The sequence below is a fragment of the Catenibacillus scindens genome, assembly GCF_014202115.1.
Lineage (GTDB): Bacteria > Bacillota > Clostridia > Lachnospirales > Lachnospiraceae > Catenibacillus > Catenibacillus scindens.
On the sequence record NZ_JACHFW010000010.1, the window covers coordinates 101975 to 124819 of the forward strand.

The window sequence follows — 22845 nt, forward strand, 5'->3', positions numbered from 1 at the left end:
TTTCAAATCGGACTGTGAATCATAACCACATTTCAGGTAGGAATTGACAGCAGATAAAATTATTTTTAAAATAGAGAAAAATATAAAGGATACACAGATATGACTCTTGATCAGGCTTTTAAAATTCTCGGAATCCCCCGCGGGACCCCTAAAAATGAAATAAAGAAACGGTACCGTCAGCTCATGCGCCAGGTTCATCCAGATGTTTTTCCCGAATCATCTTATCCATACAATGTTCATGAAATCACTGCCGCCTATGATCTTTTGCGGAATTCCTGCAACATTCATGAGGCTGGCCAAGGCTATTTTTCCAAAAGATCTTCACAATGCCAGGGCAAAGCAAAGCACTGGGCGGATCCGGTCCGTCACTGGGATGCCCCGGAAAATCCCCAGGCTTACTGTGAGCGGGAAATTCTTCACAACGTCCACGATGACGAGGGCCGGATTGTCGGACACTTCACCGTCGCCTGGGGAAAATATCTCTGGACAGCCGATGAAGATTTTCCTCTCTTTTTGCTAAGTATTTACCAGTGCAGCAAACAACTCCTTGACCGCGCCGAACGAAGCAAAAAGAGGGATTCACGCCCTTCCCCTGCTCTTCGCCAGAAATATCAGGCCCAGCTTGCCTATCTTCTGGCCCAGCAGTACATTGACGCCCTGCCCTGGCTGGAAAAACTGGCCAAAATCTCCCCGTCCAAAGATGACGGTGCCCCTGTTTTTTATGTTGCCGCCATGTTGGAAGCCTCCCTCTCTGTATCACTGGAAGACGGCGAGATACTTTTTCCTTCCAGAATCCAGGATCACCGGCTTTATCTAAAAAACAGGGCCGGCGCCCAACTGGGATACCTGTCCTTTCATGATGACCGTTTGTATTATATTATCATTCCCCTTTTTGAACAGAGGCGGGTTCAGGTAAAAATCCAGGCAATCCAAAAAGAGAACCGCAGCCACAAAGCCCAAAAGCCTTCTGCAAAATCCTCTCACTCTCATACTAATTCGTCTTATCATTTAAAAAACAAAAGTTCCGGCTATAAAGAGCTTCGCCTATGGATCAGATTTCTCCCTCATACCGGAACAATGCCAGAAAACATTACTCTCCAGATCCAGGCGCTGCTGGACAGATACAAAGCGCTGCTGTGAAAGTTTTGCGACCGACGGGGCGGACAGCACAGTACCCTGTCCCCTGAGCGTCCTCCGGCCTCCTTTGCGCGGTACTTTAGCGGGATATGGAAGTAACTGCCCACTCCCCCGCGAACACAGCCGCGATGCCCGCAGCCACGCTGAATACGCCGTAGGCCAAAGCTGTGAGTCCATTGCCGGCCTTTATAAGATCAAAAGTCTCCAGGGCAAAAGAGGAAAATGTTGTAAATCCTCCGCATATCCCCACTTTCACAAGCAGCACAAGTCTTGGATCAAGGTCTCCTTTTTTCAGAACAGCCCCGGCAATCACACCTATAATAAAGGCTCCGGCCACGTTAATTCCAAAAGTTTTTACCGGAAATATCCATGTCTCCCTCACCGGGATCAGCCCGATCAAATACCGCAGGATTGAGCCGGCAAATCCGCCGATCCCTACAATGAGACATTCTATCATCTTTATCACCTGCTTTTTTGGAATCATTTTATCATAACTTGCCCAATTTTTAAAGGTCATCTATGCCGCTAAACCCTGCCAGAACCTTTCATAATGCAGCATTTTTAGTCGTGAATCTTCCAGCTATTCAGGAACTTTGCCGTTTCAGCGGCACTGTGGTCGATGATCTCGCTGTGACCCAGATCAAGGGCGGCCATAGCGGCCATATCTTCTTCACTGAGAGCAAAATCCCATATGTTAAAATTTTCCTCCATCCGCTACTGTTCATCTTTGCAAATTTCATCAATAATGTTCATAGCGTTCAGGGAGCGGGGATAGCCAACATAGGGCATACACTGTTCTACAGCGCTGTATAATTTCTCTTTGTTGTTGCCCGCCATTAAATTGCCCGCCGTATGTCCGCGAAGCTGATTTTCACAGCCGCCCTGGGCCAAAATAAAACAAAAGGTGATCATTTCCCTCTCCTGATCATTAAGTCCCTTTCGGGTGTAATAATCGCCGAAGCAGTTGTCTGCCAGCCACCGGTTAATATTGCGGCGAAGAGGTGGTGCGTCGGTCTGGCGCTTTGCCATCCCCTCGCAAAATAAAGAGACCTGCTTTTCCAGTCCCTTTTCAAACCGGGTCTGTTCATCTGTCGTTCCCTGGGGTTCCAGAGGGAGACTTATGCCATGCTGTTCCATGATCTGGTCCGCCGCCACAAGATAATCGTGAACCCGGCCAAGTCCAAGATAAGCCGCCGCCTGATAAATAACTTCTTTAACAGCCACAGGATCAATCCCCAGATCTATGGCCTGATGGAGGACGTTGCGAAACATTCCCATTCCCTGGCAGCCAAGCAGGGCTGAAAGAATACAGAGGAAGCGTTCTTTTTCTGTCAGTCTGCTCTCCTGCACCGCCTCTGTCTGGGAAAAACTGGCGGTAATCTCAATAAATTCCGGATCGCTGTGAACCAGCTTCTCCCACGTTTCTCTAAAAATATCCTGAGCTTTCATCTGTGTATTGCTGTCCATAAAAACACTCCTTTTCATATTAGGCCGACGCCTTCAACTAAACTCTGACATTTTACTTGCAATTTTTTTGTCTTTATACTACAATACGATTGTTTCAACCGCTTCTTGTAACCGATTATAAATTACGATAGTTACTACCGGTCAATAGGTATTTAAAAAAAGTCATATACCCCGCTACAAACAACAGGGCATCAAGCTAGCTGCGCCCCAAGAGGCGGGGTATTTGACTCTCGCGGCGTTCGCCAAGTGGACGCGCCAGCGCGTCCGCTTGGCTCGCTGTCCGCGGAAATAAAGGATAAATGTAACATGTACACAATGATGCAGGTATGCAGAGAATTGGATATTACTTACCAGACTTTAAAATATTACTGTAACGAGGGGCTGATCCCCGGCGTTTTGCGTGACGCCAATAACCGCAGGATTTTCGACGAAAAGACTGTCCGCTGGATCAGGGATCTTACCTGCCTGAAAAATGTGGTTTTAGCATACAGGAAATGAAAACTTATCTTGAGATGTGTCTTGAAGGAAAATCGACAATCCCTCAGAGAAAAGAAATGCTGACAAAAAAACAGGAGGCGCTTAACGCATCCATAAAAGAGTTGGAAGACAGTATCGACTACATTCGCTGGAAGCAGAATTTTTACGACGAGGTTCTGTCTGGAAAACGCCCCTATATAAGCATAAAAAAATCGCCACCTGCAGTCAAGTGACGATTTTCATTCTGATATTCTGTTGTTATTTGATAAGCCAACTGTAATCCTTGCGGCAGTCAAGGATATATTCTACATAGACCGTATCGTCTTGGATTTGATAAAGGACAAGATACCACTTCTCAATGAACATCTTGTGATATTTATTTGGCGTGATATACAGTTCCTCAAAGTAGGGGAAACGCTGTGGCATCTGCTTTAAAGAGCGCATCGCTGCCATAATCTCTTTTTTCTTTGCAGCTGCTGCCTCTTTATTGACCTGCGCCATAAAGCGGATGTGCGTCCCCAACATTCTTTTTGCTCTGTCGGAAACAATGACTTTGTACTTGCTGTTTGATACCATACGCTATACCTCTGCAATCACTTCATCAAGATAAGCGTCAAGTTCTTCAAGCGTACAGCCAGTTCTTCCCGCCATTCTGTCCTCCTCAACCGCAAGCAGTTCCTCACGGAGTTTCAGCATCTTCTCCCTGCGGTTGTAAGTTTCAATATCCATAACGACTAAATCTCCCTCGCCATTCTTGGTAAGGAATACCGGCTCTGCGGTCTTTCTGCACATTTCTGCAATCTCATTGTAATTCTGGCGGATTGCTGCGGATGGACGAATATTCATAGCCACACCTCCCGTTTGTATTTGGTAGTAGTATTCTAACCATATTATACTCATTTTATGCCACTGAGTCAATATGCGCAGAAAAATTTACAATTACAAGCCCATCATTTCACGGACAACACGGTCTGCCATTTTGACCACCCCGACTAAGACGAGCATGTTAAATACCAGCTCCCCGATATAGCTCCATACCATTGACACCGCCGCAGCGTCCGGGTCAGTCAGCATGAGAATTGGAGCCCGGATACCTTTTTTTCTTGCCTTTTTTGCGATTTTAAAACCATCTAATCCCGGCAGCATTACATCTAAAATAATAATATCATAAATATTACTCTCTACAGCGTCCAGACCAGATATTCCATCTTCATAGTAATCCACTTCATATTTTTCTAAGCGCAGTATCTCACAAAGAGTCTGCGCCATTCTTTTTTCATCTTCAACTAATAAAATCTTCATTTAGCACCTCCGTAGTATCATTATATCACAGAAGATTGAAAAAGAATTGAAGACCATTCTAAAGGCGATGGAGATATTTTCCCACCGCCTTACACACCTATGCAAAGATAATTTCCCTCTCCACAATCTCCCTCGCACACGCCCGTATGTTATTCATTCTCTGTACCCATTCTAAGGCGTTTTCCGCCTTTAGCTGTTCCGTGATACCCTGCGCCCGTTTCATCTGTTCTGTGAGCCTTTCCATGCGCTCCTGCGCCTGCCTGTCGATGTCGGCAAGGTAAGCGTTCAACCTTCCGCTTGTGAGCAGGGTTATGTAGGTGGCTCTGCGATATTCTTTCAGATACCGCAAATGCCGCTGCCCCCATACGCCTATGGGCTGTTCTTTTTCGGCGGGTAAGGATAGGCAGGGGAGAAGATAATCCCCCTGCTGTTCATAAGCGCCGCCCAACTGTTCAAAGATTGATTTTGCCATTGTCATTCCCGCCATTACCGTATTTTTATCTTTTTCGTCTTTGCGTACATGACCTTTATCAGCAGCTCGTCCACACAGTCCGTATATCTGCCCGCCGCAAGTAACTTGTTGCAGAAGTCAATCAGAGCGTGGAGAACAAGCTGCCTTTCTTCCTCGCTAAGATACAAGTGATATTTTCCCATAGCCTTTCCTTTCTTTGAGAGGGCAGGCGTTTTTCCTGCAAGGGTGTTTCAGCACCTTTGCGGAAAATACCCGTTCCCCTATGTAGCCGCCGAAGCGGTAACAGATTTTTTGCCGCTTTCAGTCTGTCGGCGTTGTTTTTTCCTTTGCTCCCGTCCGCTTTGGCGTTCATCTTCACTGCCAGAGCCACCGCTTTCTCTCTGTCCTTTGCAGTTTGACATAGATGCGTCCTCCTTTCGCATAAATTTAGCCACCTTGTCAGGGTGGCTATGTAAAGTTCCGCAGAACGCAAAAAAGCCGACTGGCTTTGATACCAATCGGCTATGTAAAATCCTCAATATTCAGTTGTTTACTTTCGCTGCAAGCAGCTCCCGTATGTCATCTATGTCCCACTTATCAGGGAACAGCACTGCCATTATCTGAAAAGCGTCATACAATCCTGCGATATATGCGTGGGTAGCATACTCAATATCTTGCTTGTCCCGGCACTCAAGCAGGCGGTTACAGACTTTCCGCTGTTCCTCCGTCAAATCCAACTGGAGATAGTTCATTTCCGCAATCCCCTCATTATCAGAGTCCTCCTGATAGGTTGTGTCTGCTTCCAACAGCGGAGTAATCGTCTTTTCCCTCAGTGTTTCCACAGCCACCTTAAACAATTCTTTAAATTCTATGCCATCCATCATACCCTCCCGCAATCGTGTTGTACTTTGAGTCTTTTCAGCGGTGCGCCCGTGACCTTAAAAATCAGTTCGTCAACGCAGTCCGCATATCTGCCTTGCGCAAGAAGCTGATTTTTCAGTTCCACAAGGCTATGTAGCAGGATTGTCCTTTCGTGGCTATCCAGATAAATGTGGAATTTCTGTTCTCTCATATGAGCCACCTCCGTTTCTTCACTCTCATTATATGTAGGAATGGAGAGCAGCTCAAATGTGCAATCTTGGCAAAAAAATAAGCGTATCACTATCTCTAATGATACGCTTATCTTCATTTAGTTTCTATTCAAGGTCTATCAACGCAGTAATGGTTGTTTCCCTCCATTGATTTTTACGAACATACTGCCCGTTAGCCTTTCGATAGGCTGCCGCTTGCTCAAAAGATAGCGGTAAATCAAAGGAAAGATTAAGCCTCCCTACTTTTGATAGCTGCCTGTGCTGCTGCCAATCTTGCGATAGGTACACGGAATGGTGAGCAGGATACATAGTTGAGACCAATGCTGTTGCAGAATTCAACAGAGCTTGGGTCACCGCCATGCTCGCCGCAGATACCTACGTGAAGGTTCGGGTTCACAGGTTTTCCTAAGTCGATAGCCATCTTCATCAGCTTGCCAACGCCAACCTGGTCAAGTTTAGCGAATGGATCATTTTCGAAGATCTTAGCATCATAGTAAGCGTTTAAGAACTTGCCAGCGTCATCACGGGAGAAGCCGTAAGTCATCTGTGTCAAGTCGTTTGTACCGAAGCAGAAGAAATCAGCTTCTTTTGCGATCTCATCGGCTGTAAGGGCAGCTCTTGGGATCTCGATCATTGTACCAACTTCATATTTAAGATCGGAACCTGCAGCGGCGATTTCAGCGTCAGCAGTCTCAACAACAAACTTCTTAACATATTTCAATTCCTTAACATCACCTACTAACGGAATCATGATCTCAGGAACTACATTCCATTCTGGATGTGCCTTCTTCACATTGATTGCCGCGCGGATTACAGCGCTTGTCTGCATCTTAGCGATTTCAGGATATGTTACAGCAAGACGGCATCCACGATGACCCATCATCGGGTTGAACTCGTGGAGAGAATCAATAATCGCTTTGATCTGCTCAACAGTCTTGCCCTGAGCGTCAGCCAGTTTCTTAATGTCTTCTTCATCTGTCGGAACGAACTCATGAAGAGGAGGATCAAGGAAACGGATAGTTACCGGGTTGCCCTCAAGAGCTTCATAGAGAGCTTCAAAGTCACTCTGCTGATATGGAAGAATTTTAGCGAGAGCTTTTTCTCTCTCTTCTTCTGTCTCAGCACAGATCATCTCGCGGAAAGCGTCGATTCTGCCTTCACCGAAGAACATATGCTCTGTACGGCACAGACCGATACCTTCAGCACCCAGCTCGCGGGCTTTCTTAGCGTCTTCCGGAGTATCAGCGTTTGTGCGGACTTTCATTGTTCTATATTTGTCAGCCCATGCCATGATGCGGCCGAACTCGCCGGCGATCTTTGCATCTACAGTTAGAATCTGACCATCATAAATGTTACCTGTGGAACCGTCAATGGAGATCCAGTCGCCTTCATGGAACTCTTTGCCGCCAAGAGTAAATTTCTTGTTAGCTTCATCCATAACGATATCGCCGCAGCCGGATACACAGCACTCGCCCATACCACGGGCAACAACGGCTGCATGGCTTGTCATACCGCCGCGAACAGTAAGGATACCCTGAGCAGATTTCATACCTGTGATATCCTCAGGAGATGTCTCAAGACGAACAAGAACAACCTTTTCGCCTCTCTCAGCCCATTCTACAGCGTCGTCTGCTGTAAATACAACTTTACCGCAGGCAGCACCAGGAGAAGCGCCGAGACCTTTGCCCAAAGGTGTGGCAGCCTTTAATGCGGCAGCGTCAAACTGTGGGTGGAGAAGTGTGTCAAGGTTACGTGGGTCGATCATAGCTACAGCTTCTTCTTCGGTTCTCATGCCCTCGTCAACAAGGTCGCAGGCAATCTTTAAAGCGGCCTGAGCTGTTCTCTTACCGTTACGTGTCTGGAGCATATAGAGTTTCTTGTTCTCAACAGTGAACTCCATATCCTGCATATCTCTATAATGATTTTCAAGAGTTTTGCAAACTTCTACGAACTGAGCGTATGCTTCAGGGAACTCTTCTTCCATCTTAGCGATAGGCATAGGTGTACGAACACCAGCAACAACGTCCTCACCCTGAGCGTTAATAAGGAACTCACCCATGAGTTTCTTCTCGCCTGTAGCCGGGTCACGTGTGAAGGCAACACCTGTACCACAATCATCACCCATGTTACCGAATGCCATGCTCTGTACGTTTACAGCAGTACCCCAGGAATATGGGATATCGTTGTCACGGCGGTAAACATTAGCACGTGGGTTATCCCAGGAACGGAATACAGCTTTGATAGCGCCCATAAGCTGTTCCTTTGGATCATCCGGGAAGTCAGAGCCGATCTTTTCTTTATATTCAGCCTTGAACTGAGAAGCAAGTTCTTTTAAGTCGTCTGCTGTCAGCTCAACGTCATATGTTACGCCTTTTTTAGCTTTCATTTCGTCGATAAGCTCTTCAAAATATTTCTTACCAACTTCCATTACAACGTCGGAATACATCTGGATAAATCTTCTGTAGCAGTCCCATGCCCAACGAGGATTTCCGGACTTTTCAGCGATAACATTAACAACTGTTTCATTTAAACCAAGATTGAGGATTGTATCCATCATACCAGGCATGGAAGCTCTAGCGCCGGAACGAACGGAAACAAGAAGAGGATTCTCGCTGTCACCAAATTTCTTTCCTGTGATTTCTTCCATCTTGCCGATGTACTCGTTGATCTGACCACGAATCTCATCGTTGATCTCACGGCCATCCTCATAGTACTGAGTACAAGCCTCTGTAGTGATGGTAAAGCCCTGTGGTACAGGAAGACCCAGGCCTGTCATTTCAGCAAGGTTTGCGCCTTTACCTCCAAGGAGTTCACGCATGGATGCGTTACCCTCGCTAAACAAATAAACCCATTTCTTAGCCATTTGTTTTATTCCTCCTAAAATGTATTTTATTTGTTATAGCAAACGACAAATATATCTGTCGTTTGCTATAAACCCTCCGGGGGGATGCGCACGATTTTTGCAAGGAAAGATCTGCGCTTTGCGCAGCAAAAACCGGCGCATGAAACGTCATAATAAAACTTATTATGACGCTTCATATAATATATGGTTCCTTTCTTCCTTTTCTGGCGTCCAAAAGTGAAACTTTTGCATCGGCAGAAGCAAAAAATCGTGACCATATAAAATACCGTAATCGCCGCCGGGCATAGGAATCTGCCCGGCTCACTGCTTCGTGGATATTATAACACAGTTACATAGGATATTTCAAATTTTTTTTATATTATTTTACAGTTTTTCGGCCGCTGAGGTTACTATTCCCGCTCCCCTCACGCCCCACTGGCAATTCTGCCTGTTTTTCAGGCTTTACCGCTGCTGCCGTCAGTAATGAGCGGGCAAACCGCCGCTGTATTTACGCCCGGCTTAAAGGCGGAGATTTCCACAGGATTTTTCGCACCCTGAAGGAAAAGCAGACGACCCTGAACACCCAGTCGATGACCATGGCGATCCACACGCCGATGGCCCCGTAGTTAAACATAACGCCGATAATATAACTGAATCCCAGCCGGAACACCAGCATGGAAAAAATAGAGATGCACATGGGAAAGCGGACGTCGTTGGCAGCCCTCAGGGCGTTAGGCATTGTAAAGGACAGGGGCCATAAAAATACTGCCGAAATATTGTGGATACATATAAGGATCACCGCCAGATGGTAAGTGTCTTCCGACATATTGTAGGCGGACAAAATCAGCGGCAGTATGAGAAACAGGGCCGCGTTCAGTATCCACATCATAATATAAGTCATCTTCATCAACCGTTTAAAATAGTAGCGGACCTGATCAAAATCGTTAGCTCCCACACACTGGCCGATGACTGTGACCATGGCCAGTCCCATAGCCTGCCCCGGCAAAATACAGAAGGCGGCCAGGTTATTGCCCACCGCGTTGGCGGTGATCTGGGTCGTTCCAAATACGGAGATCATACTGACCAGCAGCACCCTCCCTAACTGGAAAAAGCTGTTTTCCAGGCTATTTGGGACGCCGATAGATAAAATCCGCCCGATCATCCGTCGGTCAATGCGAAAGCGCAGAAGTTTTTCCACATAAATCTTCTGAGACTTTTTGTGGAGCAGGGCAATGACGATCACCGCCGCCATAGCTCTGGAAATCGTGGACGAGGCCGCCACACCGTCAGCTCCCCTATGAAGGACAAAGACAAAAAACGCGTTTCCGAAAATATTGACTACATTCATTAACGCGGAAATATACATGGAAATCTTTGAATTTCCCTGGGCCCGGTAGAGCGCCGCTCCCGCGTTGTAAACCGCGATAAAAGGGTAAGAAAAAGCGGAGATCAGAAAATAAATCAGCGCGCTGTCCATCACAGACTTTTCTGTGCTTCCGAAAAGAAGATGGAGAAGTGGAACCCGCCACAGGCATACCGCTGCCATCATCACAATACCGATAAATGCTGTGATATAAACAAGCTGGTTGGCCGCCTGGCGGGCACGGTCTTCCTGGCGGGCGCCAAGAAGCTGGGCCACAACAACCGCGCCACCGGTACCCAGGGCAGCAAAAATATTAATGATCAGCACATTGATCAGATCCACAAGGGCCACGCCGGACACTGCGGACTCTCCCGCCGCTGAAACCATCATAATATCCGCCATTCCCACCATTACAGAAAGAAACTGCTCAATGATCAGCGGAACGATCAGTTTTTTTAAGGCACTGTTATCAAAGAGCAGCTTTGGGGGTACAGCTTTCTTTGTTACATTAAACATTTTTTCCACCTGTTATCTTATTTGCAGAGAAGTTTTTCATTTCATTCACAAAAATTTGCGGAACATACATCCGGCTTCAGAGCCCTGCGCATGTCCCGCAAATAAAATTTTAGAAAGTCAGTCTTTCGTCCAGATAACTTTCCAGCTCTTCAATTTTAATCCGAACCTGATCCATCGTATCACGGTCGCGGACAGTAACACATCCGTCATTTTCAGAGTCAAAATCATAGGTCACGCAGAAGGGTGTGCCGATCTCATCCTGACGGCGGTATCTCTTACCGATATTGCCGCGGTCGTCATATTCACAGTTATATTTCTTTGAAAGACGCATATAAATCTCTTCCGCAGGGGCGGCCAGCTTTTTAGACAAAGGCAGAACACCCACTTTCACCGGAGCAAGGGCCGGATGGAAATGAAGGACTGTGCGCACGTCACCTTCGCTGATCTCCTCCTCGTCGTAAGCGCCGCATAAAAATGCCAGAACGACACGGTCGGCACCCAGAGACGGTTCGATGACATAAGGGATATATTTCTCCTTCTTTGCGTCGTCAAAATAAGACATATCCTCCCCTGAAACAGTCTGATGCTGTGTCAGGTCATAATCGGTACGGTCGGCGATGCCCCACAGTTCTCCCCAGCCAAATGGGAAAAGGAACTCAATATCGCTGGTCGCTTTGGAATAGAATGAAAGTTCCTCTTTATCGTGATCCCGGACTCTCATCTCCTCTTCCTTCATTCCCAGAGATTTCAGCCAATCAATACAAAACTGACGCCAGTAAGTAAACCACTCCAGGTCTGTCCCCGGCTCACAGAAAAACTCCAGCTCCATCTGCTCAAACTCACGGGTGCGGAAGGTAAAGTTGCCCGGTGTGATCTCATTTCTGAAAGATTTACCGATCTGTCCAATGCCGAAAGGAATCTTTTTCCGGGAGGTGCGCTGTACATTTTTGAAATTGACAAAAATGCCCTGGGCAGTCTCCGGTCTTAAATATACAGTATTTTTCGCGTCCTCAGTAACGCCCTGAAACGTCTTGAACATCAGGTTAAACTGGCGGATATCTGTAAAATTGTGCTTTCCGCAGGAAGGACAGGGGATCTGATGCTCCTCGATAAAGCTCATCATCTCTTCATTGGACCAGCCGTCCACTGAGCCTTCATGGGCAATACCCTTCTCATCCATATAATCCTCGATGAGCTTATCAGCGCGGAATCTCTCATGGCACTCTTTACAATCCATCAGTGGATCGGAAAAACTTCCCAGATGTCCGGAAGCCACCCATGTCTGAGGATTCATTAAAATAGCGCAGTCCACACCGACGTTGTAGGGATTTTCCTGTATAAACTTTTTCCACCAGGCGCGCTTTACATTATTTTTCAGCTCCACGCCCAGATTGCCATAATCCCATGTATTGGCAAGACCGCCGTAAATTTCGGAACCAGGGTAAACAAACCCTCTGGCCTTAGCCAGCGCCACAATCTTATCCATTGTTTTTTCCATAATCTTTTCTACCTCACAATTTTCTAATGGTAACAGTTCAGCCATCGGGGATAGCGGGATAAACTGTTACTTTGTATGTAATCCGCCGCTAAGGCGCCGCGGAATTATTAACGATATAAAATAACAGACGAGCCGTCAGGGCAACTGGCGGATGCACCGTCCCAGGACGTTATATTACTGCTCACATAAGCGATCTTTCCTGGCACCACAATCGTTATTGGACCATAGACCGTCACCGCCCTGTAATCTTCCAGGTTTTCAATGGAAGAGAGGCTTACTTTGCTTTCATCCTTCACATTGACAAAGTCCCTCTGTGCGTTTTCCTCCGTCAGAGCAGTTCCGTCCTCTGTCTGGATCTGGGCATAGTTAAAGGCCGCATAATCTTCCAGATCTTCATAGGTTAAGACAACTCTCGCCCTCCCGTCAGCCACTTGAACCTGGTCAACGGTGATAACTGCTTCAGCTTCTTCCCCTTCCAAAAGATCTGATGCCTGCTGAGAATTATAGATATCCACTTCCTGACGGATATACTCTTCCAGATCTGACTGAGAATAATAGGACTCTTCAAAGTCCTCCACACTCAGCTCTGTCACACTGCCGTCAGAATTTAATGCCAGTGTATTTTCAGAATAGGCGGAAATGTCTATTTTATTTTTACATCCGGCAATGGTGAAAACACACATTGCCCCCAGCACCGACAAAATGATTTTTGAGCCATTAATCATACACATTGTCCTCCTCACAGGCTTTTATTATTGTAGCGTTTCTCCCTTTAATTTTCAACCTATTTCTTGAAATTTATACCACTTTTAAAGAAATTCCGGGACAGTCCCCTCGGAGCCTGCCGGTCTGCGGAAAATTCACAGCATTTCCAGCATTTCCAGAGACTTTATCTTCCTGTCAATATGAAGACGCATATAGTGATCCATCACCTGTTCCAGATCCCTTTGCACCTCATCATTCACTGTAAAAGTATATAATTTTTCCACAGGGGAGGATACTATATACTGCAGTGTATAGATGGTGGAGGGATGAAGCTTTTTTAATCCATGATTGTGTTGAAAACAGTTTTCGCAGGCAACGCCGGATCGGGAAAAACTAAAGGCCGTAAGTTTCTCACTGCTGCCGCACATACAGCAGGAAAAACACTGAGGGTATTCTCCCTCCGCCACCATAACCTTTAATTCATAGATCCGGCGCACCAGTTTAAAGTCAATGATCTTCTTACACAATATACGCAATGTTTGATATAAAAGTTTCAAAAGGGGCGTCCCATCCATATTCTCCCTGGCAAAATAGCTGGCCAGCTCAAGAAAATAAAATCCGTAGCAGGCCGCTTCCAGATTCTCCCTGAGTTCCATAAAGTAGTTAGAGACATTGGCGCCCACAAGGGTATAGGCATCCCTTCCCGGTATCAGCAAAAATTCTCCGAAGACAAAGGGTTCTGTGGCTGCCAGCATTGAACTTTTGGGACGCCGTGATCCTCTGGAAAAAGCTGTAATCTTTCCTCTATGAGTTGTAAGGAGAACCAGACGCTTATCATATTCCCCCACAGGCATGGCGGAAATGACCATGCCTGTCAGCTTAATCTGTTCTGTCATCCATATCAAATCTCTTTCTTATTATAGCCGAAATTTTTTATAAGGAAGTCACTGTCCCTCCAGTCCTTTTTTACTTTTACCCAAAGCTGAAGGTTGACATGGCTGTCCAGAAGATTTTCAATTTCCTCCCGGGCCAGAGAACCGATCCTTTTAAGCATACTGCCATTTTTTCCAATAATGATCCCTTTGTGGGAATCCCTCTCACATATAATGGTGGCGTCAATATCAACGATGGGCTTTTTGCCGCCCCGCTCTTTCATCCGCTCAATGACAACGGCGATACCATGGGGAATTTCCTCATCCAGCAGGCGCAGCGCCTTCTCACGGATCAATTCTGCCACGATCTGGCGCTCCGGCTGGTCGGTGATTGTATCCGCATCGAAAAACTGGGGGCCTTCCGGCAAATATTTCATAATAACTTTAAGAATCTCGGCAGTATTTTCCCCTTTAAGAGCCGAGCAAGGAATAATTTCGGCAAAATCACAGATATCTTTGTAAGTATCTATAAATTTCAGGATTTCTTCTTTTTTTACAGTGTCAATTTTGTTGATCACAAGAATCACCGGCGTTTTCACTTTATCAAGCTGCTGAGCAATGTGCCGCTCACCGGCGCCGATAAACGTGGTCGGTTCCACCAGCCACAAAATCACATCCACCTCAGATAATGTCCGTTCTGCCACTGTGACCATATATTCCCCAAGCTTATTTTTCGCTTTGTGGATTCCCGGCGTATCCACAAAAATAATCTGTCCCTCATCGCAGGTGTAGACTGTCTGTATACGGTTTCTTGTCGTCTGCGGCTTGCTGGATGTGATAGCGATCTTCTGGCCGATCAGACGGTTCATCAACGTGGATTTTCCAACATTGGGTCTGCCGATCAATGTGGCGAAACCGGATTTAAAATGATTTTCCATAATTCCTCCCTGAAACTGTCACAATTCTGCCCTGGTGGCTAAACTGTGACCCCAAATTACAACAATGTTTCTACGGTTTTAAACAGTTCTCTGTTCTTTTCAATGGAAGCCTCGCTTCCTACAACGCAGATATTTTCCTGGGACACAAAATTCTCAACCAGGCCGGCAAATCCGCGGATAGTTTCCACATTAGCGGAGAGGATCTCATTCCGGGTCTTTTGCAGATCTTCACCGGTAAGTCCGGAAAAATAAGCCCCCAGAGATCTTGCCGCCGCTGAGTATGGATTTAGAGGCGTGTCCGCCGCGCTGATCGCGCCGATAATATATTTTAACATGTCTCTGTCGCTGGCCTCAAAATTTCTCAGATAATCGGCGCACTTCCTGTAAATATCCAATGTCTTTTCCAGATTCGGATCTCTGTATGAGGCAAAATAAGCGTTTCCATTACGTCCGAAGCTGCTCATGCAGCCGTAAGCGCCTCCTTTAACTCTCAAATTAATCCATAAATACTCATATTCCATGATCACTTTGAGGACATTAAGTCCTCCATGATATTTAAAGCCGCTCTGGACAAAATTTCCGGCCATAACATCATACTGTACGGTTCCGGGGGTAACAAAACCTTCATTTTTCGATCCGGGCGTCCATTTAAAATCTTCTTTTACGGCCGCTTTCCCGGTCAGCTCATCCTCAAAACCTTCTAATGCCAGCGCAGCGGTCTCAATGTAAGGCGGCCGTCCGGTAAAATCAACCATAATGTTGTCACGTCGGAAAAGAAAATCTGCCGTCTCCCTCAGACCGGACACGATATCATCCGCCACCTCGTTAAAATCTGATGCCAGCTTCTTTAAAAACCTGTAATAGTCTACGCCGCTCAGCAGTTCTTTGTAGGCCCCGGCCTCAGAGAAATAGGAAGTTGCCCGGCTTACTGCCACCGCGTGTCCTGAAGAATTGAGCGCCATCTGGAGCCGTGAGACATTCTCATCAATAATCTCTTTAATACGTTTCTTGTCATCCAGTCTAGAATGAAACAAAATCTCCCTGATCAGTCCGCCCATTTTTCCCATCTGATCTGTCAGGGCCCGTCCGCTGATCTCAAATCTCGGATTATAACTGTCCCATGTTTTCCCGGCATAAAGGGTTGCCCCTGTATAGATTCCGCCGGTATACATGCGGATCTCATTGTTCAAATCCTGATACTCATAATGCTCCGTGTCAATATTGCCAAGGACGCTTGACAAAAGGCCGGCGTAGGGAATCAGCCGGACAGGAAGTCCATCCATGTCAAAAAGGAGTCTCAGATAACCGATCCCTTTTGTCTCATAATCGTGGTACAGACCGGGAAATCCACCGATCGTCTGCTCTTTGTTGACCAGGGGAATGGGATTTTTGTCAATATCCTCAAGGGACAGCATAGGAATGGTTTTCAGCGCTTCCTGGGAGGACGGCGTCTCCTGATACTCTGCCAGATGATGGGTGGCATCCACTACTTCCCGGATCTCTTCCGGAGTCATTGCCGCCTTTTTTTCCGCCAGCTTTTCTTTCAAAGCCTGCTCAGAAGCTGCAGAAAGACCTTTTTCCGGCTTTAAGATGACAAGGGACGCATGGGGATTATCTAAAAGCCATGTAGAAATAAGGTTTTCAAAATATCCTGTATCAATCTGTTTTCTCAAATCATTGAAGGTTTTAAAACACTTCAAGTGAATGAAGGGCTGATCTTTGTCATAAAGCCAGCTATCCATCATTAAGATCCCGTACATAAGACCGCCGGGAACCCATCCGTAATCCGCCTCCCTGAACTTAAATTCCATTGTGTTGAGGGCAGCCTTCAGAGAATTTTTATTAATTCCATCGGAGACGATCTTTGAAAGGGTCTCACGGATGATCCCAAGAAAACGGTCCTTATCTTCCGCATTGCTGTTTTTTGCTATAATTGATAAAAATGGCTGACGGATGGAGCGTTCATAGCTGCAGTAAACGTCCTTAGCAATGCCACTCTCAATGAGCGCCTTTTTCAGGGGCGCGCCCGGACAGCTCATGAGGGCGTAGTCCAATACCTGAAAAGCCACATACATCATGGGATCAAGGCTGTCTTTTAAAACAACGCTGTATGCCAGATAAGTATTATCCTCCTCGTCCTCCCCGCTGCCTATAGAGTATACCCCGGTCTCCTCCTTCATGGCGCCGAAAGGCTTTTCCATCTGGATCTGGGAATCCACATCCAGGTAATCAAAATGACTCAGGTATTCTTTATCAATAAAATCCAGCTTCTCATATACGTCAAAATCGCCGTAGAGATAAATATAGCTATTGGATGGATGGTAGTATTTTCTGTGGAAGTCCAGAAAATCCTCATAAGTCAGATCGGGAATATGATCCGGATCTCCCCCGGACTCCTGCCCATAAGTGGTATCCGGGAAAAGGGAGGACAATATACGTCTTTCCAACACCTGTTCCGGCGATGAGAAAGCGCCTTTCATTTCATTATAAACAACACCATTATATGTCAGTTCTTTATCCGCGTCCTCAAGGGCATAGTGCCAGCCTTCCTGTAAAAAGATTTCCTTATGTCTGTAGATATCCGGATAAAAAACGCTGTCCAGATAAACATGCATTAAATTCTGAAAATCTTTATCATTGCAGCTTGCCACCGGATACATAGTCTTATCAGGGTAAGTCATAGCATTTAGGAAAGTGTTTAGGGAACCTTTGACCAACTCCACAAATGGATCTTTTACCGGGAAATGCTTTGATCCGCACAGCACAGAATGCTCAAGAATATGGGCCACCCCTGTACTGTCCTTAGGCGTTGTCCGGAAAATAATGTCAAAAACTTTATTTTTATCTTCATTGGATAAAACGGCTACACAGGCACCTGTTTTATTATGTTTGAACATCGCAGCCTGGGACTTTACTTCGTCAATATATTCGGATGAAACCAGCGTATACGCTGAATGAATATTCTTAAAATCTGTAGTCATCATGCTTCTCCTTTTTTATTTTTCTTCGCTTCTATCATACCTTATATTATCTTTGCCATCAACTGTCAGGGTGTTTTTTTATAGGAAACGTCATAATAATTTTTATTATGACGTTTCCTGCGCCGATTTTTGCTGCGCAAAGCGCAGATCTTTCCTTGCAAAAATCGTGCGCATCCCCCGGAGGGTTTATTGATGACGCTCCACCCACTGGTAGACATCATCTTTAAACTGCACCCACGCGTCCTCATGCTCCACATAGTATAAGGGGCACAATTTTCCCGTCACATCGTAATGTCGGATCACATTTTCTACCGGAACATGGAGATATTCACAGAGCCACCCCGTCAGCTCAACCAGGGAATCATAAGTGACATCCTTAAATTTTCCTGTCTCATCGGGATGGCACACCTCTATAGATACCGTGTCGCTGTTTCGCTCATTGGAGGCATAGGCTACTTCCGATGTAGGAATACACTGAACGATCTCCCCTTCAAGTCCCACAATAAAGTGGCTGCTGGCATAAGTTTCATGGCTGTCTTTGAGCCCTTCAAAATAATTCCGGTTATCTATGGCCGACGTTCCCGGATTTGCCACATAATGGATCACAATCCCTGTAATAGTGCCCACCGGGGTTTCCGGGCGGGAGTACATATTTGGCGTCAAAAGTTCCACATCAATTTCCGGACGGTACTGCTCCACATTTTCCACGTTGTAGACAGAAGCTCTCCCCGGCCTTTTATTTTTCTCCACCACCAGCAAGATTGCTAAAATTACAATAATAATAACAAGCAGGATCACCAAAGCCCAGTAAAGCCTTGAAATCCCGCCTGTTTTTCTTCTTTTGTTCATACCCCACTTATCCTTAACTGACGTACCCCCAGCAGGCAGATACGCACAGTACCTGCCCACTGAGGGTAACTTTTCTGAATATTAATGATCCACACTATAGTTTGGTGCTTCTTTTGTAATCTGAATATCGTGCGGATGGCTCTCTTTTAAAGAAGCCGCGGAAATCTTGATAAAGCATCCGTTTTCCTTTAACTCTTCCACAGTTCTGGCTCCGCAGTAACCCATACCTGCTCTCAGGCCGCCGATCAACTGGAATACTGTGTCCTCTACAAGACCTTTGTAAGCCACACGGCCTTCAACACCCTCTGGCACAAGCTTCTTCGCGTCAGTTTGGAAATAGCGGTCTTTACTGCCATTTTCCATAGCCGCGATGGAACCCATACCACGATATACTTTATATTTTCTTCCCTGATAAAGCTCGAAACTTCCCGGACTTTCATCACATCCGGCGAACATGCTGCCCATCATACACACATTGGCGCCTGCGGCGATAGCCTTTGTAACATCGCCGGAGTACTTAATACCGCCATCGGCGATAATAGGAATATTGTACTCTTTGGCCACAGAATATGCGTCCATGATCGCTGAAATCTGAGGAACGCCGATACCTGCCACTACACGTGTTGTGCAGATAGATCCAGGCCCAATGCCAACTTTTACAGCATCAACACCGGCCTCGATCAGCGCTTTTGTTCCTCCGGCTGTAGCCACATTTCCCGCGATCACCTGAAGATCCGGATAGGCATCTTTCACCATGCGCACTACACGGAGTACGTTGGCAGAATGGCCATGGGCTGTATCAATAACGATTACGTCCACTTTTGCCTTAACAAGAGCTTCCACACGGTCAAGAATGTCCGCCGTCACCCCAACGCCGGCGCCGCAGAGCAGACGTCCCTGAGAGTCTTTTGCGGAAAGTGGATACTTAATGGTTTTCTCAATATCTTTGATGGTGATAAGTCCCTTCAGATTAAAATCGTCATCCACAATAGGAAGCTTTTCTACGCGGGCTTTTCCAAGGATATGCTTGGCTTCCTCCAAAGTTACGCCCTCTTTTGCTGTAACGAGATTTTCAGAAGTCATACACTCGCGGATCTTTTTAGAGTAATCTTCTTCAAATTTTAAATCGCGGTTTGTAAGAATACCAACCAGCTTTCTTCCCTCTGTGATGGGTACGCCGGAAATACGGAATTTCGCCATCAGCTCATTAGCATCAGCCAGAGTATTCTCCGGAGACAGATAAAAAGGATCTGTTATAACACCATATTCTGAACGTTTTACCTTATCCACCTCATCAGCCTGCGCCTGTATGGACATATTTTTATGGATAATACCAATACCGCCCTGTCTTGCCATAGCGATAGCCATACGATGTTCTGTAACAGTATCCATACCCGCACTCATTAATGGCACATTCAGTTTAATGCTGTTTGTCAGATATGTGGTAATATCCACCTGATTTGGAATAACTTCAGAATACGCCGGAACTAAAAGAACGTCATCAAATGTAATGCCTTCACCGATAATCTTACCCACGATTTCTTCCTCTCTTTCTTTTGAATAAATAAAATTGTTCCATATATAATTCGACAACTTATTACAGGAATAATAAGTTGTCGAATAATGTAGCAATTTAGTGTTTCAAGTTTAACAAAGGATTTCAAAAAAGTCAACCTATACGGTCATTATTAATTCTAAAGAGTTTTATTAATACAGCTTAAAAAAACTTATGATTCTATCAGCAGTATTAATATATCTGCAACCATTCAGGCGTTAGAAATAAATGGATAGAACTGTTACATAATATCCCAGGCAAAGATTACTGTCAGCCCTCAATTTTCACCTTGCTGGGCGAATAATTATACATATTCTGAAGCATCTTCTCCGACGGTTCAAAAATCACTTTGATACGGCCATTATTTCCGGAACCTACATAGACATATCTCTTCTTAGACTTATCCCTGGAGGAAAAATCATAGGTTTTCCCGCCGTCGCCGCCGTATCCATCCAGCCAGTGGGAACCTTCCGGCGCCAGCACTTCCAGTGATTCAAAAGTTACGCTTAACTTTCTCTTCCGTCTGAAATCGCCGGACAACTGGTCAAAATCCAGATCCCCAGATGTGAATATATATTCATACTCAACTTTCTGAAAACGAATAATAAAATAAATGATCACAACAATAATGACAGCGAAAATAAACAGACCTGGAAGGGCTGCAAAAAATCCCAGGACAAAAAGGGCTGCCAGAAAAAAAACAATAATCCCGCAGATCACACGAACAACAATATTGGCCGGCGTAATTTTTCTGCGGACGATAACTTCGGAGAATATATCTCCTGATGAACTTATCATAGTCATTCCTCCAATAGTATTGTCTGCCCGGCACAGACATATAGGCCACCCGGACAGCATCTTCTTTGTCTATTATACTGTATTTTTCCCCGAAGATAAAGCCCAAAATTATGAATATTCTCAGTCACAGCCAAGCTTCATGGATGTGGTGATTTCCACTCTGCCCCAGTGCTGGCTATGCAAAGCTTTTGTGCCATAGGACACTGCGTTTTCTATAAAAAACCGCGTTACAGTTCCGGAAAGGAACCGCAACGCGGTTTTTAACTTCACAAAATTTTATAGATTGAGTAAGACTCACAAGCAAGTCTTAAATCTCAGCGGGAACCCAATTACATCATTCCCATTCCGCCCTGAGGAACAGCAGCGGCAGGTGTCTCAGTCTTAATGTCAGCAACAACAGATTCTGTTGTAAGAAGGGTTGAAGCGACACTTGTAGCGTTTTGGAGAGCGCTTCTTGTAACTTTAGCAGGGTCAATGATACCAGCGTCAAGCATATTAACATATGTTTCATTGAGAGCGTCGTAGCCTACGCCAACTTCACTTTCTTTAACTTTGTTAATGATAACTGCGCCTTCAAGGCCGGCATTAGCGGCAATGTGGAACAGAGGAGCTTCAAGAGCTTTAAGAACTACATTAGCGCCTGTCTTCTCATCGCCGGTAAGTGTGTCTGCCAATTTAGCAACTTCCTTAGCCGCATGAATATATGCGGAGCCACCGCCGCAGATAACGCCTTCTTCTACGGCTGCTCTTGTAGCTGCCAGAGCGTCTTCCATACGGAGCTTTCTCTCTTTCATCTCAGTCTCTGTTGCAGCACCCACACGGATCACAGCAACGCCTCCGGAGAGTTTTGCAAGTCTTTCAAGAAGTTTTTCTTTATCGAAATCAGATGTTGTCTCTTCAGCCTGATTCTTAATCTGAGCAACTCTATCTTTGATGGCATCAGCATCGCCCATACCGTCAACAATGATTGTGTTTTCTTTCTGTACTTTAACGGATTTAGCGCGGCCCAGCATATTGATAGTAGCGTCTTTTAACTCATAGCCAAGTTCTTCAGAGATTACCTGGCCGCCTGTCAGGATAGCAATATCCTGAAGCATGTCTTTTCTTCTGTCACCATAGCCCGGAGCTTTAACAGCAACTACGGAGAATGTACCTCTTAATTTGTTAACAACTAAAGTTGCCAGAGCTTCGCCCTCAACATCTTCAGCGATAATCAGCAGTTTAGCGCCCATCTGAACGATCTGCTCAAGCAGCGGCAGGATCTCCTGAATATTGCTGATCTTCTTGTCTGTAATCAGGATGTATGGATTGTCAAGGTTTGCTTCCATCTTTTCCATATCTGTACACATGTAAGCGGACAAATAACCTCTATCAAACTGCATACCTTCTACAAGATCCAGCTCTGTCTTCATTGTCTTGGATTCTTCGATAGTGATAACGCCGTCGTTTGTCACTTTTTCCATAGCATCTGCCACCATCTCGCCTACAGAATCATCTCCTGCGGAAATAGCGGCAACTCTTGTGATCTGACCTTTACCTGTAACTTTCTGAGCCATCTTTGCGATCGCGTCAACGGCAGCGTCAGTAGCTTTCTGCATACCTCTTCTTAAAATGATCGGGTTTGCGCCGGCAGCAAGGTTTTTCATACCTTCATTGATCATTGCCTGAGCAAGTACAGTTGCTGTTGTTGTACCGTCACCGGCAACATCGTTAGTCTTTGTGGCAACTTCCTTAACAATCTGAGCGCCCATGTTCTCAAAAGCATCATCCAGTTCGATCTCTTTAGCGATAGTCACACCATCGTTGGTGATCAGCGGAGCGCCATAGGATTTGTCAAGGACAACGTTTCTTCCCTTAGGTCCAAGGGTTACTCTGACTGTATCTGCTAACTGATTTACACCATTTTCCAGTGCTTTTCTTGCTTCTGCACCATATTTGATCTGTTTTGCCATGATTGATTCCTCCTGATATTGAAATGATCACTTAATGTCTTTTTTGTTCAA

25 protein-coding genes are annotated in these 22845 nt (G+C 45.7%); 3 read left to right on the forward strand and 22 right to left on the reverse strand.

Annotation, left to right across the window (positions count from 1 at the left end):
* Positions 1-99 precede the first annotated feature (99 nt).
* Complete coding sequence (locus HNP82_RS12140; protein ID WP_183775169.1) at positions 100-1140, forward strand: J domain-containing protein; 1041 nt, start codon at positions 100-102, stop codon at positions 1138-1140.
* A 76-nt stretch (positions 1141-1216) separates the two neighbouring features.
* On the opposite strand, the gene crcB is transcribed toward HNP82_RS12140, so the two are convergent.
* The 3 genes from crcB to HNP82_RS12155 form a co-directional block, all read right to left on the reverse strand.
* The gene (gene crcB, locus HNP82_RS12145; protein ID WP_183775171.1) at positions 1217-1594 is read right to left on the reverse strand and encodes a fluoride efflux transporter CrcB; all 378 of its coding nucleotides are present in this window, start codon (positions 1592-1594) and stop codon (positions 1217-1219) included.
* A gap of 104 nt (positions 1595-1698) precedes the next feature.
* Positions 1699-1848: a hypothetical protein gene (locus HNP82_RS12150; protein ID WP_183775173.1), complete on the reverse strand. Its 150-nt coding sequence runs from the start codon at positions 1846-1848 to the stop codon at positions 1699-1701.
* A 3-nt stretch (positions 1849-1851) separates the two neighbouring features.
* Positions 1852-2604 carry a carboxymuconolactone decarboxylase family protein gene (locus HNP82_RS12155; protein WP_183775175.1) on the reverse strand — a complete coding sequence of 251 codons (753 nt, stop codon included), beginning with the start codon at positions 2602-2604 and terminating at the stop codon, positions 1852-1854.
* A 306-nt stretch (positions 2605-2910) separates the two neighbouring features.
* Here HNP82_RS12155 and HNP82_RS18420 point away from each other — a divergent pair, with 306 nt between their 5' ends.
* Together HNP82_RS18420 and HNP82_RS18425 are read left to right on the forward strand one after the other, a co-directional pair.
* On the forward strand, positions 2911-3102 hold the full coding sequence (locus HNP82_RS18420; protein ID WP_330599575.1) for a MerR family transcriptional regulator: 192 nt from the start codon (positions 2911-2913) through the stop codon (positions 3100-3102).
* A complete protein-coding gene (locus tag HNP82_RS18425; protein WP_330599576.1) occupies positions 3099-3314 on the forward strand; it encodes a MerR family transcriptional regulator in 216 nt (71 codons plus the stop codon). Before HNP82_RS18420 ends, HNP82_RS18425 begins: the two co-directional genes overlap by 4 nt.
* A 25-nt stretch (positions 3315-3339) precedes the next feature.
* On the opposite strand, the gene HNP82_RS12165 is transcribed toward HNP82_RS18425, so the two are convergent.
* The 19 genes from HNP82_RS12165 to groL all read right to left on the reverse strand — a co-directional run bounded on the left by HNP82_RS12165 (position 3340) and on the right by groL (position 22794).
* Positions 3340-3657 carry a type II toxin-antitoxin system RelE/ParE family toxin gene (locus HNP82_RS12165; RefSeq protein WP_183775177.1) on the reverse strand — a complete coding sequence of 106 codons (318 nt, stop codon included), beginning with the start codon at positions 3655-3657 and terminating at the stop codon, positions 3340-3342.
* A 3-nt stretch (positions 3658-3660) separates the two neighbouring features.
* The gene (locus HNP82_RS12170) at positions 3661-3927 is read right to left on the reverse strand and encodes a type II toxin-antitoxin system prevent-host-death family antitoxin (protein ID WP_087212381.1); all 267 of its coding nucleotides are present in this window, start codon (positions 3925-3927) and stop codon (positions 3661-3663) included.
* Positions 3928-4020: 93 nt separating this feature from the next.
* Positions 4021-4383, reverse strand: a complete 363-nt coding sequence (locus tag HNP82_RS12175; RefSeq protein ID WP_183775179.1) for a response regulator — start codon at positions 4381-4383, stop codon at positions 4021-4023.
* 97 nt (positions 4384-4480) lie between these two features.
* Positions 4481-4855, reverse strand: a complete 375-nt coding sequence (locus tag HNP82_RS12180) for a TnpV protein (protein WP_183775181.1) — start codon at positions 4853-4855, stop codon at positions 4481-4483.
* A gap of 14 nt (positions 4856-4869) precedes the next feature.
* Positions 4870-5037, reverse strand: a complete 168-nt coding sequence (locus tag HNP82_RS12185; RefSeq protein ID WP_183775183.1) for a hypothetical protein — start codon at positions 5035-5037, stop codon at positions 4870-4872.
* Positions 5038-5115: 78 nt separating this feature from the next.
* On the reverse strand, positions 5116-5256 hold the full coding sequence (locus HNP82_RS12190) for a hypothetical protein (RefSeq protein ID WP_183775185.1): 141 nt from the start codon (positions 5254-5256) through the stop codon (positions 5116-5118).
* A gap of 120 nt (positions 5257-5376) precedes the next feature.
* Positions 5377-5718 carry a hypothetical protein gene (locus tag HNP82_RS12195; protein ID WP_243164754.1) on the reverse strand — a complete coding sequence of 114 codons (342 nt, stop codon included), beginning with the start codon at positions 5716-5718 and terminating at the stop codon, positions 5377-5379.
* Complete coding sequence (locus tag HNP82_RS12200) at positions 5715-5906, reverse strand: hypothetical protein (protein WP_183775187.1); 192 nt, start codon at positions 5904-5906, stop codon at positions 5715-5717. The genes HNP82_RS12195 and HNP82_RS12200 overlap by 4 nt, the downstream gene beginning before the upstream one ends.
* Positions 5907-6154: 248 nt before the next feature.
* On the reverse strand, positions 6155-8788 hold the full coding sequence (gene ppdK, locus HNP82_RS12205; protein WP_183775189.1) for a pyruvate, phosphate dikinase: 2634 nt from the start codon (positions 8786-8788) through the stop codon (positions 6155-6157).
* Positions 8789-9275: 487 nt separating this feature from the next.
* Positions 9276-10646: an MATE family efflux transporter gene (locus tag HNP82_RS12210; protein WP_183775191.1), complete on the reverse strand. Its 1371-nt coding sequence runs from the start codon at positions 10644-10646 to the stop codon at positions 9276-9278.
* A gap of 109 nt (positions 10647-10755) precedes the next feature.
* Positions 10756-12144, reverse strand: coding sequence for a glycine--tRNA ligase (locus HNP82_RS12215; RefSeq protein ID WP_183775193.1), 1389 nt, complete (start codon positions 12142-12144; stop codon positions 10756-10758).
* A gap of 107 nt (positions 12145-12251) precedes the next feature.
* Entirely contained in the window at positions 12252-12869 is a 618-nt protein-coding gene (locus tag HNP82_RS12220; RefSeq protein ID WP_183775195.1) for a hypothetical protein, read from the reverse strand.
* A gap of 135 nt (positions 12870-13004) precedes the next feature.
* The gene (gene recO, locus HNP82_RS12225) at positions 13005-13745 is read right to left on the reverse strand and encodes a DNA repair protein RecO (RefSeq protein ID WP_183775197.1); all 741 of its coding nucleotides are present in this window, start codon (positions 13743-13745) and stop codon (positions 13005-13007) included.
* Positions 13746-13750: 5 nt separating this feature from the next.
* Positions 13751-14659 (reverse strand): GTPase Era, encoded by a 909-nt coding sequence (gene era, locus HNP82_RS12230; RefSeq protein ID WP_183775199.1) that lies wholly within the window; start codon positions 14657-14659, stop codon positions 13751-13753.
* A 56-nt stretch (positions 14660-14715) separates the two neighbouring features.
* Positions 14716-17643, reverse strand: coding sequence for an insulinase family protein (locus HNP82_RS12235; RefSeq protein ID WP_243164755.1), 2928 nt, complete (start codon positions 17641-17643; stop codon positions 14716-14718).
* Positions 17644-17826: 183 nt separating this feature from the next.
* Positions 17827-18489: a peptidoglycan recognition protein family protein gene (locus HNP82_RS12240; protein ID WP_183775201.1), complete on the reverse strand. Its 663-nt coding sequence runs from the start codon at positions 18487-18489 to the stop codon at positions 17827-17829.
* An 81-nt stretch (positions 18490-18570) separates the two neighbouring features.
* Positions 18571-20025 (reverse strand): IMP dehydrogenase, encoded by a 1455-nt coding sequence (gene guaB, locus HNP82_RS12245; RefSeq protein ID WP_183775203.1) that lies wholly within the window; start codon positions 20023-20025, stop codon positions 18571-18573.
* A 289-nt stretch (positions 20026-20314) separates the two neighbouring features.
* Positions 20315-20842, reverse strand: a complete 528-nt coding sequence (locus HNP82_RS12250; RefSeq protein ID WP_183775205.1) for a hypothetical protein — start codon at positions 20840-20842, stop codon at positions 20315-20317.
* Positions 20843-21171: 329 nt separating this feature from the next.
* A complete protein-coding gene (gene groL / locus HNP82_RS12255) occupies positions 21172-22794 on the reverse strand; it encodes a chaperonin GroEL (RefSeq protein WP_183775208.1) in 1623 nt (540 codons plus the stop codon).
* Between the last annotated feature and the right edge of the window lie 51 nt (positions 22795-22845).